Below are 14,896 nucleotides of genomic sequence, written 5' to 3'. Positions count from 1 at the left end.
GTATTCTCAACATCCCGGTGAGTTTGTTAACAGGACTATTTGTGTAAATCGGGAGGGTGAACACTTTACAGACTGACGAATTTTGCGCATTGTGAGCGCATTACATTTACAGGATAAAATCATGACTCTCTCTCTGGCTACTTTCAGTGACATCCTCTCCCGGCGCGACTGGGAGAACCCGGTCGTGACCTCGCTGCATCGTCTGGATGCCCATCCGCCATTCGCCAGCTGGCGCGATGAAGCGGCGGCGCGCGATGATCATCCTTCGGCGTCACGGCAATGTCTCAACGGAGAGTGGGGATTTAGTTACTTTGCTCAGCCTGAAGCGGTGCCTGCCAGCTGGTTATTGCAGGATCTGCCGGATGCCAGCACGATTCCGGTCCCGGCTAACTGGCAGATGCACGGCTTCGATGCGCCCATTTACACCAACGTACAATATCCGATTCCCGTTAATCCTCCGCTGGTTCCCGCCGGGAATCCCACCGGATGTTACTCGCTCACATTCACGACTGACACAGCCTGGCTCGATTCGGGACAGACACGCATCATTTTTGACGGCGTAAATTCGGCTTTTCACCTGTGGTGCAATGGGCGCTGGATTGGCTACTCTCAGGACAGCCGCCTGCCCGCCGAATTTGACCTGAGTCCTCATCTGCGACCGGGCAAAAACCGGCTGGCGGTGATGGTGCTGCGCTGGAGCGACGGCAGCTATCTGGAAGATCAGGATATGTGGCGGATGAGCGGCATTTTCCGCGATGTCACATTACTGCATAAACCGCAGGTGCATCTGGCCGACGTTCAGCTGGAAACCCGGCTCAGCCCGGAGTTTACCCGTGCCGAGCTACGCGCCCAGGTCCGCGTCGCCTTACCGCCGGACGCCACCTCGCGCTATCAGCTGCGCCTGACGCTGTGGCAGGGTAAACAGCAGGTTGCGCAGTGTCAGCAGCCGCTGGGCAGCGCGATCATTGACGAACGGGGTCACTATCCTGAACGCGCCCTGATCAGCCTGCCGGTTGAACAGCCCGCGCTGTGGAGCGCCGAAACGCCCCACCTCTATCGTGCGACGCTGGCGCTGCTGGATGGCGATCAGCAGCTGGTCGAAGTGGAAGCTTACGATGTTGGCTTCCGTCAGGTCACCATCGACAACGGCCTGCTCTGCCTCAACGGCAAACCGCTGCTGATCCGGGGCACCAACCGTCACGAGCACCATCCGGAGCACGGTCAGGTAGTGGATGAGGCGACGATGCGCCGCGACATCGAGCTGATGAAGCAGCACAATTTCAATGCGGTCCGCTGTTCGCACTACCCTAATCATCCGCTCTGGTACCGGTTGTGTGACCAGTACGGGCTTTATGTCGTGGATGAGGCCAATATCGAAACCCACGGCATGCAGCCGATGAACCGGCTCTCCGATGATCCCCGCTGGTTCGCGGCCTACAGCGAACGTGTCACGCGCATGGTGCAGCGCGATCGTAATCACTGCAGCATTATCATCTGGTCGCTGGGCAACGAGTCAGGACATGGCGCCACCCATGACGCGCTCTACCGCTGGGTGAAAAGCAGCGATCCAACCCGTCCGGTGCAGTATGAAGGCGGCGGTGCAGATACCGCCGCAACCGATATTATCTGCCCGATGTATGCCAGGGTTGATGAAGATCAGCCGTTCCCGGCAGTGCCGAAATGGTCGCTGAAGAAGTGGATCGGTCTGCCGGGCGAAACGCGTCCGTTGATCCTGTGTGAATACGCGCATGCCATGGGCAACAGTTTCGGCGGTTTTGCGAAGTACTGGGAGGCCTTCCGTCAGTTCCCGCGACTGCAGGGCGGCTTCGTCTGGGACTGGGTGGATCAAAGCCTGACCCGCCATGATGAACAGGGCAACTCCTGGCAGACTTACGGCGGTGATTTTGGCGATAAGCCTAACGATCGTCAGTTCTGTATGAACGGGCTGGTGTTTGCCGATCGCACGCCACATCCAGCGCTTTATGAAGCGCAGCGCGCCCAGCAGTTTTATCAGTTTACCGTTGATCCCCGCGATCCGCTGAGCGTTACGATCAGCAGCGACTATCTGTTCCGCCACAGTGACAATGAAGTGCTGCGATGGTCCATTGAGCAGGAAGGAGAGGTGGTGACAGAAGGCGAAATAGTGCTGGATATCACCGCGCAGGGTCAGCAGCGAATCACGCTGCCCACACCGCCCGCGTTATACGGCGAATGCTGGCTGAACGTCGCGATTCATCAGATCAACGCCACACCCTGGAGCGTTGCTGGCTGGCGCGTCGCCTGGCACCAGTGGACGCTGCCCTCGGCGCTGGTAATGCCATCACAGCCAGAGGCTGCCGAAGCACCTGTGCTGCACAATGATGCCAGTGACATTGTTGTCACTCATCAGCAGCAACGCTGGCATTTTTCACGCCACAGCGGCGAACTGACGCAGTGGTTTGTCAATGAGGAGCCGACGCTGCTCTCCCCTCTTCAGGACTGCTTTATCCGCGCGCCGCTGGACAATGACATCGGCACCAGCGAAGCGGAACGGGTTGATCCTGATGCCTGGGTTGAACGCTGGAAAACGGCGGGTTATGACCAGATGAGCAGCAGTCTGGTATCGATCACGGCGAATACGTTGTCGCAGGCAGTGCAGATTGAGACGCTGCATGGCTGGCTCGCCAACGGTGAGCTCGCGTTCATCAGCCGTAAACGTTATGTGATCAACGCGCAGGGTGAGTTACAGCTGCAGCTGTCGGTTGAGCAGTCGCGCGGATTGCCACCGCCCGCACGCATCGGCTTGCGCTGTGAGCTGGCACACATCCCGCAGCAGGTTAGCTGGCTGGGCCTGGGTCCGCATGAAAACTATCCCGACCGCCAGCTGGCCGCGCAGTTTTCCCGCTGGCAGCTGCCGCTGGATCAGCTATCAACGCCCTACGTTTTCCCCAGCGAGAATGGTCAGCGTGGCGGTACGCGTCAGCTCGACAGCGGCAGCTGGCAGGTCAGCGGCGACTTCGCTTTCTCGCTGAGCCGCTTCAGTCTGGAGCAGCTACGGGAGACTTCACACCGCCACCTGCTGCATCCTGAAACGGGCTGCTGGCTGCATCTGGATGCGTTTCACATGGGCGTTGGCGGCGATGACTCCTGGAGCCCCAGCGTCAGTCCTGAGTTTTTACTGACTCAGCAGCGCTGGCAGGCTGAGCTGACGATTTCTCAGCCAGGGGCAGCTCGGTCTTCGGACGCCGGTAAAAACGCTTCAGAAACAGCACATTAATCAGCACCACCACGGCGGTGGCAAAAAAGACCCAGCGGAAACCTGCCACCGCCGACACCGCAGCCCCCAGTAGCGGGCCTGCGACATTGCCGAGATACATAAACGACTGGTTATAGCCGAAGATTCGTCCGGTGATGTTGTCGCGCGAATGACGTACCAGAAGCGTCTGCACCGCAGGCATCATTGCGCCATCGGCGAAGCCCAGCAGAAACCGCAATATCCCCAGCTGTGTCGTGCTGGTCACAAACGACATCGCAACAAACAGCAGCAGCGAGATAACCATTGTCGCCAGCAGGATACGCTGCGTGCCGATGCGATCGCCGAGTCGCCCCAGCCGGGGTGCCGCCAGCAGCGCTGAGACGCCTGGCAGCGCGGCAATCACGCCACTCAGAAAAGCGATATTCTCCGCAGTTGGAGCCAGTTCACGCACAAACAACGTCAGAATCGGGTTCACCGACCCGTTGCACATCTGAATCACCATGGTGGTAAAAAAGAGGCAGAGCATCAGCTTTGGGTTATCCAGCGAGCGGAAAACCTCGCGTCCGCTGAGCTTATCTTTTTTACTGACCGGGATATAACCGGTCTCTTTAATCAGGAACAGCGTCACCAGAAAGCTGACCATCAACAGCACCGCAGTGACAATAAACACCGTACGCAAACCGACCCAGTCGGCCAGCAGCCCGCCCAGCATGGGCCCCAGAATCACCCCGCCAATCTGACCGGTTGAGACACAGCTCAGCGCCCAGCCGCTTCGTTCACGCGGAACCTGAGCCGCCACCAGCGCCATGGCGTTGGGGATATATCCGGAGGTTAGCCCCATCAGGGCACGCAGCAGCAGCAACTGCCAGGCCTCCGTGACAAAAGCCTGCAGCAGGATCACCACGCCCATGCCAAAAGCCGCACGCAGCAGCATCAGTTTACGACCTTTGCGATCGGCCAGGCTGCCCCATAGCGGCGCCACCGCCGCCGAGACCACAAAGGTGATACTGAAGGTAAGACCCGACCAGAGGCTCAGTGATTCGCCACCGGTTACGCCTAGCTGTTCAAGGTAGAGCGGCAGAAACGGGATAATCTGACTAATCGCCAGTCCGGTAAAAAAGCAGCCAAACCAGACCGAGATCAGGTTTATCTTCCAGGGTTCAATAGTGCGTGGCATGAGCAGACGATATAAAGAGAGGGAAGGCTCAGTCTAACGCACGCATTCTCAGCGTGACCGACAAAACATGGCACAGAGAGTGAAAGAACGGATTCTGCTTTGATTCGGCTCAATTACCGGCACAAATTTCACCGACGCAGGAATTCAGAGTGCGAAGCGCGCGGATGACATACGGCACTGAAACGCGCTTCTTAAACGCCCCCTCATCAATATGGAAAAATATGTCATTCTGTTACTGACAACCCCGCTCCCCGCTTCTATGTTTAAAAAACCGCCAGCCGTGGCGGTGTGGCGATCATTCTGATCGGTGCGACGTCCTCCGCAAAAAACGGTGCAGACCATCCGGCTACGCTGAGGCAAACCAGCTTATTTCATACAGATACGCCCTTACTCAGCAGTAAGGGGCATTGGCGTGTTTCAGCGGAGGTGGGGAAATGAGAGTACAACCAAATAGCGCCAGCCGTGCAATCAGCGACTATTTTAAAAGCCCGGCCTGGCGGACACCGCCAGAGTCCGATCTGCTGGCGGTGATCCTGCGTGAAATAATGGAAGCGGGCGAGCCCGCCACCAGTAAAGTGCTGATTGCGCGGGTGATCGATAAACTGGAAGTAGAGGGCGACGAGATGCAGTTGCAGCGTTATCGCACCTTGCTGGCTCAGTTGATCGACACGCAGCCGGAGCCGTAAATCAACCCGGCGTCTACTTCACCCAGCGTAACTTATCCGCTTCGCTGACGCTGGCACGTCCGCTGCTGCGCTGAAACAGGCAGAGCTCCCGTCCCCGCTTATTTTTCATGTGCTGCTGCGGGTAGCGTCCCTCCAGCAACAGTGCACTGTAACCTGTGTTGTCGTCATATTCGATCGGTTCGCCCAGCACCCTGACTTTGCTCAGGTGGCTGGCGTTGACGCACGCCTGAACTATCACCTCGCGGCTCTTTTTCCAGGCGTCTTCACTGGACGCATGCGCCAGTGTGCTGCTGAGTAACAACGTGGGCAGAAATGCCACTATGCGTTTCATCTTCTTCTTCGCTCCTGTTCCGGTCCGCGGACGCTAAAAAAATTCCCGCCGGGGCGGGAATAAACAAGACGAGCACTATCTATTGTGTGACGAGGAAGTTTCTCAAACGCGCAGCTATCCTCGCCTGCTGTTATGACAAGCCTATGACATTCTGGCCATTAGCCACAATAAACTGAGCTGATATTGCCATTTTTATCGGCCAGGAAATTAAGCCGGTTGAGATTAAAGTCCATGGTGACGGCTGAATTATAGGGGATCGGACGCACCTGCTGTTCGAAGTGCTGACCCTGCAGTGCGGTCAACGGTTTGCCGATATAGTGTTGAAACTGTGAGGCGCCGCAGCGGTCAGCGTCGGGATCCTGCGCCACACGGGCAGTGTCGGGTTGAGAGGCAGATTGACAGGCGGTTAATGCGAACAGACCGACTACCAGCAGCCCTTTTCCATAAAATCTCACGTTTATTCTCCTGTTGGACGTGTAACACCTTGCCCAAGAGTAGCAAAACGCGCCGTCAGACCTGAACCCTCAAAAGGTAAAGTTGTTACAGCAGGATTAAGCCAACTGCTGGGCAGGCGTCCTTTTGAGATTAATCGCACTCTCAGCCAAAAAAAGCCACCGTGAATCTCTACACTTTCTTAAGAATTTTCTTACCCAGCCCCGTGGAGGTCATAATGGAACTGATTATTTTTGTTGTCTGCGCAATGCTAATGACCGCCCTGGCGGTCAAAGTGCGTTAAGCCATCTCAGGCTGATTTTGCGCCGTTCTTTCCAGCAGCGTTCTGAATGCAGCCAGTGGCATCGGCCGGCCAAGGAAGTAACCTTGCCCTTCTTCGCATGAGAGCTGTTTTAGCTGGTTTAACTGCGCTTCTGTCTCAATGCCTTCTGCTGTGATCGTCAGGGCAAAGGCGCGAGCCAGCGCAATAATCCCCGCGACCACCGACTGTGCCTGCTGCGACTCCGGGAAATCTTTCATCCAGGAACGATCGATCTTCAGGCCATTAAACGGGAAGGTTTTCAGGTAGCCCAGCGCGGCATAGCCGGTGCCGAAATCATCAACAGTCAACCGGACACCCAGCGAACGTAATCCCTGCATGATTTCCAGCGCATGCTGTGGGTGTTCAAAGGTAACGTTCTCAGTAATTTCGAGCTCCAGCCGGGTTGCCGGCAGGCCACTTTTCTCGAGCGCGTTCGCGACCCGTTGCACCAGGTCGCTGGTGCGAAACTCCATTGGCGATATATTGACTGAAACATAGCGTTCGCCGCCCCACCCCAGAGCATCCTCACAGGCGCGCATCAGCACCCAGTCGCTGATGGTGGCGATCAGACCGCTCTCTTCCGCCAGTGGAATGAAGTGGTCGGGCGTTATCCATTGATCCGGGGCAATCTGCCAGCGAATCAGGGCCTCAGCGCCCGCCAGCTGCCCCGTCAGCAGTTGATAGCGTGGCTGATAGTGCAGGCGAAACTCATTGTTCTTCAGCGCTTTCTCAATCCGCCGCGCCATTTCACGTTTATCTTCCCGCTGGCTGGTCATCTCATTGGCATACCAGACCCACTGATTGCGTCCCGCGTCACGCGCTTCATTCAGCGCAATATCTGCCATTTCCAGCAGCGCTTCCGGGTGGCTGGCATCCTGAGGTGCACAGGCAATCCCCATGCTGATGGTAAGATAGTGGACATGCTGGCCGGTGCTGATCGGTTGCTGAACCTCATGCACCAGCTGAGCACAACGCTGAGCGACCCGCTCACGGTTCGCTTCACGTAATACCAGCACAAACTCATCGCCACTCAGCCGCGCCACCAGCTCCTGCGGACCAATACAGCGCTTCAGTCGCTGTGCTATCTGGCTCAGCACTTCGTCGCCTGCTGCATGACCCCAGGTTTCGTTAATCGGCCGGAACTGATCAAGATCGAGGGTGACCAGCGTCAGCGGCGCGGAGCCATCCGTTATTGCAAGGTGTAGCGTCAGAAACTCCAGCAGCTGCATGCGGTTCGACAGGCCGGTTAGGACGTCGTGACGCGACAGGAACTGAATGCGCGCCTCAGCTTCCATACCCTGAGTGATATCCGATACCGTACCGCGAAACCCGATGCGTTTCGCGTCGTGCCAGATGGTTTTTGCCACCAGCTGGCCGATGCGACGATTGCCGTGCGCAGACATGAACTGACAGCGCAGCGGCATCTGCTGTCCGTCCTCCTCCTGACGTCGCAGCCAGGCAACCAGCGAATGGCTGGGATGCGTCAGCAGATGATCGATGTGACGCCCCAGCCAGTGCGTAATGTCATGGCCGGTAACGGTATGAAAGCGCGCTGACAGATAGATTAGCCGGCCCTCTGCATCCGTCTCCCAGATCCAGTCTGACGCCGCCTCAGCGAGATCGCGAAACCGCGCTTCGCTGTTGGCAAGCTCCTGCTGACTGATCGCCAGCATAGCGAAACGCCGATCAGAGATAATTGCATTTGAGAGCGCATGGCGACTGACGCGACGGGTAATTATGGCGATGATGATCGCCATCAACATCAGCAGTGGCAGCAAAAACCAGATCAGGCCCATGCCAGGCATCTTTGAGGTCCAGCGCAGCACAATCGGGTCGCCCATCGGCAACGTTAACATCATCCGGGGTTCACGCAGGGCATCCTCCTCACTGGCTGGCGCGCGCAGTTCGCGTACATCCAGCGATGTTCCCAGCGCCTTTAATTTTTCAGGCGTAAACAGACTCACAAATATCATGATGGACGGAGGCCCCGCCACTGGCGTCACCGCCCTCACTTTGCCACTGGTGATAGGGGCAGCAACCACGATGGCGGGCAGATGATTGATCAGCACATCACGATGCATCGCTTTGTTGTTAAGCTGACGTGCCGCCGCAATAAATGCAGAGGTCTCTTTGCCCAGCCAGGCCTCCAGCGGCGTATCCACCAGTTTGCCGTTAATGACTGAATAACGGGTGTGGCCTTTACCATCGACCACGAAAACACCCTCGTAGTGATACTCCTCATACAGGCCTGGACCAAAGTTCTCTTCGTCAAACGCCCAGACTTTGTCCACACTGACATGGAGATTTTGCCAGGCTTCGCCCCAGAACGCATAATCCCGGATATCCGTTACCATCGCCTCCTGACGACTTTTCCACGCCTGCTGCATCAGCAGCCGGTCATGCTCAACCGATACGCTGTTTTGCCGCTGCGCAATCGTCAGCACCATCAGCATCGAGAGCGCCAGCACGCCAAACAGCAGCAGCGAAAGGACACGCAGGCTGCGCCGCGTAAAGCGGACAGTGCGATCTTCAGCAACATGTCTGAATGGCAACGCGGGTGGCGCCGGAGGATTAAAAGTCATTAAGAGTGCCCACTACACAACCAGGGGTTGAGATGAAAGGCCGGCAATACCACACAGGGTGCTGACCCGATTAGTTTCCTCAGTTATCGGCTCGGGCGCTCGGGTGTTTAGTCTGCGGTAAACATTTTGCGCTTAAATATTGTGTTACAGGCTGACTCGACAGCGATCGGGGGCATTGCTACTATGCGCTTACCTTCGCTGGCTGAGTCGCCTATGAACATCAATTCCGACAGAGTGACCCTGACGCTGTTCTACGTCGGCAGCTTTGTGGTCTATTACCTGGTTACCATGCTGATCACCCTGTTCCCTAATTACGGCGTGCTGCGTAATGACGGCCTGCTGGTGCCCGTGCTCTGTCTGTTTGAATTTGCTGTGATCTACCCGCTTTATCGCTTCTACTGCCAGCGCCGTACCGATTTACCGCTGGGTGAACTTTATACCCTGCAAACCCTGCTCTTTACCGGCGCGTTGTTTGTCCTGATGGCAGCACAGATGCAATTTATGCAGCCGGAAGGCTGGCTGGTGATGCAGGCGCAGCAGGGACGTAATTCGCTGCTTATCCTGCTGTTGACCGCCGTGTTGCTGGCGCCGGTTTTTGAAGAGGTGCTGTTCCGCGGTTTTCTGTTACAGGGTTTTCTGCTGTGGGCGCCGCGCAGCCGCTTCGCCTGTATGCTGCTCACCTCGCTGCTGTTTGCGGTAATGCATACGCAGTATGTGCACTGGCAGACGCTTATCGCCCTGACGCTGTTTTCACTGCTGCTCTGCTATGCCCGGCTGCGGAGCAACAGTCTGGCGCTGCCCATCTTCCTCCACACCCTGAATAACCTGATTGCGCTGCTGCCCGCCTGGTATTTCGCGGGTTAATGCAGGCATCAATCCTCTTCTTACACGCTGACAGACGCCGGCATGACCCTGCGGACGGACCATAGCTCACACTGACAATGCCGCACCGTCACGTTTGTCTATACTGGATGTTAAAAAGGGATAAAAAGCACCGCAGTCCGTACCACCAGACCGTGCAAAGGAGAGGAACTATGTTGATAGGATTTGTGTTGTTAGTGAGCGCGTGCGGCTACGATGCCTGCGAAGCGCTGCCGGTCTCGGAGCGCATCTATCCGACAAAGGTCGACTGCGAAACGATGGCGAACCGCATTCATAAAGTCAGGCCGAATGTGGTCCTGCTTTGCGGAGAGGTCCATCGCTAATTCAGGACCAGGTTCAATAAAGCGGCGCTGTAACATTGCAAGCTGGCGCTTTAGCGTACAAAATATAAGCTGTTGTTAACCATTACCGTAGTGAATCCCATGAAAACATCACGCCCCCGTCGTCCTGGTGGACGCTGGGTATACTATCTTTTGTATGATGGCATTCTGTGGCCCTGCCCCGTCCGATGGGAGTGGGAGAGCAGCTATGGCGGCTGGTTGCCATTTTACTACACGCCAACCTTTGAATTTGTGGTGGGCGATCCCCGCAAAGCGTATCGCATTGCGCGCAGTGACGTGCGGGCTAAACAACGGCGTGAAGATGCCTTTGTCTGAATAACACGATTATCCCGGCAGACATGAGGCTGTGAGCCGGCAGAGCTCCCCTTCCAGCGCAATCATCACCATCAAAACGTTGCACGGCGTGTGACGCCCGGTCCCCTTCATCGACTCATGCCCAGATCATGGCGGCCCAGCGAATCAACAGCAGACCACCGCAAATGCATAAAAGAACCAGCACCATCTTCCAGTACTTTTTGGCCGCCCGGTATCTTGTCACCTCGGTTTCCTCTCATCAGAAAGCGAAGATGCGCCAGAAGGCGCATCAGTTTCGGTCAGTAACAGGACCGAGGGGATAGCATAACGTCCGGGCCACCAAAAGGCGACCCGTCGCCGGCATCAGTTGTTCAGGGTGTAATCCAGCGTAATTTCCGCATTCAGAACCTGAGAAACCGGGCAGCCTGCTTTGGCTTTATTGATAATCTCGTCGAAAGTTGACGCATCAATGCCTGGCAGAGAGATGGTGCTGGTCAGCGCCACTTTGGTGATGGCAAAGCCGTCGCCTTTTTTGTCCAGCGACACGTCGGCCGTGGTATCAATGCTTTCCGGCGGATGACCCGCGTTACCCAGCATCAGCGACAGCGCCATAGAGAAACAGGCTGCATGCGCTGCACCAATCAGTTCTTCCGGGTTGGTGCCTTTACCGCCTTCAAAACGGGTATTAAAGCCATAAGGTTGCTGGCTCAGCACGCCGCTCTCGGTGCTGACGGTGCCTTTACCTTTGATATCGCCTTCCCAGTGCGCCGAACCTTTCTTGTGAATGGTCATGTCATTCCTCCTGTTGGTAAAGAAGCTAAGTATAGACAATACATTCATTTTCGCAGGCTAATTCACCGCACGCGGACGTGGCTTTGTGCTTGCTGGGGCCAGCAACGCCTCCGCCTGGACCAGTGAATCGCGGGTGATTTCACTAATGGATTTTGCGCCGGTCAGTGTCATGGCAACGCGCATCTCCTTCTCAATCAGGTTCAGCAGGTTTTCAACACCGCGCTGACCGTGGGTCGCCAGCGCATAAATAAAGGCCCTTCCCAGCAGCACGCTGTCTGCGCCCAGCGCGATCATTCTCACCACATCCAGCCCGTTACGAATGCCACTGTCCGCCAGAATCGTGATGTCACCTTTGACGGCATCGGCAATCGCGGGCAGCGCCCGCGCCGAAGAGAGCACACCATCCAGCTGACGTCCGCCATGATTCGAGACCACGATGCCGTCTGCGCCAAAGCGCACCGCATCCCGCGCATCTTCCGGATCGAGAATACCTTTGATCACCATCGGTCCGTCCCAGAACTCGCGGATCCACTCCAGATCTTTCCAGCTGATCGAGGGATCAAAGTTGTTCGCCAGCCAGCCGATATAATCTTCCAGCCCGGTCGGCTTACCCAGATAGGCGGAGATATTCCCCAGATCGTGTGGACGCCCCTGCAGGCCCACATCCAGTGCCCATTGTGGATGAGTAACCGCCTGCCAGTATCGACGCAGCGCCGCATGATTACCGCTCATCCCGGAGTGCGCATCGCGATAGCGTGCACCCGGCGTCGGCATATCCACGGTAAACACCAGCGTTGAGCAACCGGCGGCTTTGGCGCGTTCCAGCGCATTGCGCATAAACCCGCGATCACGCAGCACATAGAGCTGGAACCACATTGGGCGGTTGATCTGCGGGGCCACCTCTTCAATCGGGCAAACCGAGACTGTCGACAGCGTAAACGGAATGCCTTTCAGGGCGGCAGCGCGCGCGGCCTGTACTTCGCCCCGACGGGCATACATGCCGCACAGACCGACCGGTGCGAGCGCAACCGGCATCGACAACGTTTCATTAAATAATTTCGTCTCAAGGCTCAGTTCCGACATGTTCTTCAGGATGCGCTGACGCAACGCCACGTCAGACAGGTCCTCCACGTTACGTCGCAGGGTATGCTCGGCGTAGGCACCGCCATCAAGATAGTGAAACAGGAACGGCGGCAGGATACGTTGCGCGGCGGCGCGATAGTCACTGGCAGCTGAGATAATCATCAGTCAGATTCCTTAGGGTTGCGTATGTCGTTATCCGGTAAACGGGTGATGCGCGCCTGACGCGCTTCATCTTCATGCAGGCTTTTCATGGTGGTGTGCACAAAACCCAGATGGTGCATCGCCGCCTGACGGGCCGCTTCGGCGTCGCCCGCAAGGATTGCATCAAGCAGCGCCTGATGCTGTTCCGTCAGGCGGCCGAAAATCGCAGGCTGGGTGTACATGCGCTGACGGGTCTGCATCACCGATGACTGCAGCAGCTCAAAAAAACCGCGCATGGTCTGCAGCAGCACCACATTGTGCGACGCCTCGGCAATCGCCAGGTGGAAGCGCACATCCGCCTGCGCGGCGAGATCGGGATCGTCACTCTCCTTGAGTTTCAGGGTGGCGTCGAAAGCGAACTGCAGCTTCTCTTTGTCGCTGTCGGTGGCGCGCAGTGCGGCATGCCAGGCGGTGCTGGCCTCGATGGCATGGCGCGCCTCCAGAATGTCGTAACGGTAGTCGGGATCGTCGCGCAGTAACTGACGAATCGGCTCGACGATGCGTTGCTCCGACCAGGGTGCCAGCTGCTGACGGAGCCAGGTGCCGCCGCCACGTCGGCTGATCAGCATTCCGCTGCTGATCAGCTGCTGTATCGCTTCCCGCAACGAGGAGCGGGAGACGCCAAGCTCCGCAGAGAGCTGACGTTCGGCGGGCAGTCGCATACCCGGTTCAAGCTGATGTTCGGTGATATACGCCCGGAGGCGCATCACCAGCGGATCGACATGGCTGTTCATGGGATCATCCACGGGAAAACATAGGCCTGAAGTGTGGTAATCACACCGACCATACAGGTGAAAATCAGACTGTGTTTAACGGTAAACCGGAACAGGTCGGACTCTTTCCCCACCAGCCCGACCGCTGCACAGGCGATGGCGATCGACTGCGGCGAGATCATCTTACCGGTCACGCCGCCGGTGGTATTCGCCGCCACCAGCAAAATATCGGAGACCCCAATCTGCTGGGCAGTGGTGGCCTGTAACGCGGCAAACAGTGCATTCGATGAGGTATCTGATCCGGTCAGGAAGACACCCAGCCAGCCGAGGAACGGCGAGAAGAAGGTAAAGGCATGGCCGGTATGTGCCAGCGCCAGTGCCAGCGTCGCAGAGAGGCCGGAATAGTTGGAGATAAACGCAAACGCCAGCACCATTCCGATGGAGTAGATTGGCAGCGCCAGCTCTTTCAGCGTTTCACCAAAGGTCTGCAACGCCGCCTTTGGTTTCATGCGCAGGAACAGCATAGCGATGATGGCTGCGATTAAAATGGCGGTACCCGTGGCGGAAACCAGATCCAGTTTATAGATTGCCGGATAAGGCGTCGCACTGCTGACGACCGGTGGCATCCGCGCCACCAGCTCATTCAGCATCGGAACCGGCACAGCCAGCACCCAGTCATAGAGCGCACCGCCTTTGGCAAACAGCGCTTTAAACGGCGGAATGCTCCAGAGCGTGACGGTGGCAGTAAGAAACAGGAACGGCATCCAGGCACGGATCACCTGGCCCAGCCGATACTTCTGCGGAGGCAGCAGCGGATCGCCCTGCTTCGCCTCTGCATCGGCAAACCGAAAGATACGCACCGGTTTCCAGACCCGCAGGAATAGCGTCAGCGAAACCAGCGAGGCGAGTGAAGAGATAATATCGGGCAGTTCAGGCCCCAGGAAGTTGGAGCTGAGGAACTGGGCAATGGCAAAGGATCCGCCCGCGACAACCACCGCTGGCCAGGTCTCTTTCACGCCTCGCCAGCCATCCATGATCGCCATGATCCAGAACAGCACAATCAGGGTCAGCAGCGGCAGCTGGCGTCCGGCCATCTGACCGATGGCAAAACTGTCCAGTCCGGTTACCTGACCCGCCACAATAATCGGAATGCCCATCGCACCAAAGGCGACTGGCGCGGTGTTTACAATCAGGCAGAGGCCGGCGGCGTAGAGTGGATTAAAGCCGAGTCCCACCAGCAGCGCGGCAGTAATCGCCACTGGCGCACCAAAGCCTGCAGCGCCCTCCAGGAAAGCCCCAAATGAGAAGCCGACAATCAGCATCTGCAGACGCTGATCGGGCGTAATCGAGAGGATAGAGGCGCGGATAATATCGAACTGGCCGGTTTTGACTGAGATCTTGTAGACGAATACCGCCGCGACAATAATCCAGGCAATCGGCCACAATCCATAGAGAAAGCCATAACCCACGGCGGCCAGCGCCTGTGCAACCGGCATCTGATAGAGAAACAACGCCACCAACAGCGCCAGCACCACTGTAGTGGTAGCCGCCAGATAGCCTTTCATCTTCAGCTTAATCAGCGCAAAGAAGAAAAAGAGAATCGGGATCAGAGCAACAAGGCTTGAGAGCCAGATATTACCCAGCGGATCGTAGTTTTGTTGCCAGATCTGCATGCCAGTATCTCCAGAGGAAGAGGTGACGAAGCATGTAGCCGCAGCGCTGCATGCCCTGTGCCCCGAATTGGTCAGACCAAAATGCTTTATCGGGGCTTGTGGCAAGAGATGGTTAATGTATTGTTAATCCGTGGCAATAGAAGTTGCGCGAA

The 14,896-nt window shown here is 57.0% G+C and carries 14 protein-coding genes; 5 read left to right on the top strand and 9 right to left on the bottom strand.

The window, feature by feature from the left end; translation table 11 throughout:
• The first annotated feature begins 121 nt into the window (after window positions 1-121).
• Window positions 122-3,256 (top strand): beta-galactosidase, encoded by a 3,135-nt coding sequence (locus LQK91_RS07140; protein ID WP_146257621.1) that lies wholly within the window; start codon window positions 122-124, stop codon window positions 3,254-3,256.
• Here the strand turns inward: LQK91_RS07140 and LQK91_RS07135 are convergent.
• Complete coding sequence (locus tag LQK91_RS07135; RefSeq protein WP_071591687.1) at window positions 3,141-4,412, bottom strand: multidrug efflux MFS transporter; 1,272 nt, start codon at window positions 4,410-4,412, stop codon at window positions 3,141-3,143. The genes LQK91_RS07140 and LQK91_RS07135 overlap by 116 nt on opposite strands.
• Window positions 4,413-4,846: 434 nt before the next feature.
• Here LQK91_RS07135 and LQK91_RS07130 point away from each other — a divergent pair, with 434 nt between their 5' ends.
• Window positions 4,847-5,098 carry a biofilm development regulator YmgB/AriR family protein gene (locus tag LQK91_RS07130; protein WP_003850078.1) on the top strand — a complete coding sequence of 84 codons (252 nt, stop codon included), beginning with the start codon at window positions 4,847-4,849 and terminating at the stop codon, window positions 5,096-5,098.
• 13 nt (window positions 5,099-5,111) lie between these two features.
• On the opposite strand, the gene LQK91_RS07125 is transcribed toward LQK91_RS07130, so the two are convergent.
• The 3 genes from LQK91_RS07125 to LQK91_RS07115 all read right to left on the bottom strand — a co-directional run bounded on the left by LQK91_RS07125 (window position 5,112) and on the right by LQK91_RS07115 (window position 8,765).
• Window positions 5,112-5,429, bottom strand: coding sequence for a hypothetical protein (locus LQK91_RS07125; protein ID WP_105099449.1), 318 nt, complete (start codon window positions 5,427-5,429; stop codon window positions 5,112-5,114).
• A gap of 158 nt (window positions 5,430-5,587) precedes the next feature.
• Window positions 5,588-5,884: an I78 family peptidase inhibitor gene (locus LQK91_RS07120; RefSeq protein WP_003850080.1), complete on the bottom strand. Its 297-nt coding sequence runs from the start codon at window positions 5,882-5,884 to the stop codon at window positions 5,588-5,590.
• A 277-nt stretch (window positions 5,885-6,161) separates the two neighbouring features.
• Window positions 6,162-8,765: a bifunctional diguanylate cyclase/phosphodiesterase gene (locus tag LQK91_RS07115; RefSeq protein WP_008924858.1), complete on the bottom strand. Its 2,604-nt coding sequence runs from the start codon at window positions 8,763-8,765 to the stop codon at window positions 6,162-6,164.
• Window positions 8,766-8,978: 213 nt separating this feature from the next.
• Here LQK91_RS07115 and LQK91_RS07110 point away from each other — a divergent pair, with 213 nt between their 5' ends.
• The 3 genes from LQK91_RS07110 (at window position 8,979) to LQK91_RS07100 (ending at window position 10,303) form a co-directional block, all read left to right on the top strand.
• Window positions 8,979-9,629 carry a CPBP family intramembrane glutamic endopeptidase gene (locus LQK91_RS07110; protein WP_003850082.1) on the top strand — a complete coding sequence of 217 codons (651 nt, stop codon included), beginning with the start codon at window positions 8,979-8,981 and terminating at the stop codon, window positions 9,627-9,629.
• A gap of 170 nt (window positions 9,630-9,799) precedes the next feature.
• Window positions 9,800-9,970 (top strand): hypothetical protein, encoded by a 171-nt coding sequence (locus LQK91_RS07105; RefSeq protein WP_003850083.1) that lies wholly within the window; start codon window positions 9,800-9,802, stop codon window positions 9,968-9,970.
• Window positions 9,971-10,069: 99 nt separating this feature from the next.
• Entirely contained in the window at window positions 10,070-10,303 is a 234-nt protein-coding gene (locus LQK91_RS07100; RefSeq protein ID WP_008924857.1) for a hypothetical protein, read from the top strand.
• A 115-nt stretch (window positions 10,304-10,418) separates the two neighbouring features.
• Here LQK91_RS07100 and yniD read toward each other — a convergent pair whose 3' ends face one another.
• From yniD to lldP, 5 genes are all read right to left on the bottom strand, one after another.
• Complete coding sequence (gene yniD / locus LQK91_RS07095; RefSeq protein WP_085980552.1) at window positions 10,419-10,526, bottom strand: small membrane protein YniD; 108 nt, start codon at window positions 10,524-10,526, stop codon at window positions 10,419-10,421.
• A gap of 119 nt (window positions 10,527-10,645) precedes the next feature.
• Window positions 10,646-11,074 carry an OsmC family protein gene (locus LQK91_RS07090; protein ID WP_003850085.1) on the bottom strand — a complete coding sequence of 143 codons (429 nt, stop codon included), beginning with the start codon at window positions 11,072-11,074 and terminating at the stop codon, window positions 10,646-10,648.
• A gap of 57 nt (window positions 11,075-11,131) precedes the next feature.
• On the bottom strand, window positions 11,132-12,319 hold the full coding sequence (lldD, locus tag LQK91_RS07085) for an FMN-dependent L-lactate dehydrogenase LldD (protein ID WP_105099450.1): 1,188 nt from the start codon (window positions 12,317-12,319) through the stop codon (window positions 11,132-11,134).
• A complete protein-coding gene (gene lldR / locus LQK91_RS07080; RefSeq protein ID WP_105099451.1) occupies window positions 12,319-13,092 on the bottom strand; it encodes a transcriptional regulator LldR in 774 nt (257 codons plus the stop codon). The genes lldD and lldR overlap by 1 nt, the downstream gene beginning before the upstream one ends.
• Window positions 13,089-14,744, bottom strand: coding sequence for an L-lactate permease (lldP, locus tag LQK91_RS07075; protein WP_003850089.1), 1,656 nt, complete (start codon window positions 14,742-14,744; stop codon window positions 13,089-13,091). Before lldP ends, lldR begins: the two co-directional genes overlap by 4 nt.
• Window positions 14,745-14,896: the final 152 nt, after the last annotated feature.

The sequence above is a fragment of the Pantoea sp. MHSD4 genome (assembly GCF_021043305.1).
GTDB lineage: Bacteria > Pseudomonadota > Gammaproteobacteria > Enterobacterales > Enterobacteriaceae > Pantoea > Pantoea eucalypti.
Note: the sequence above shows the minus strand (reverse complement) of the source record. Positions and strands in the feature narration are given on the sequence as shown.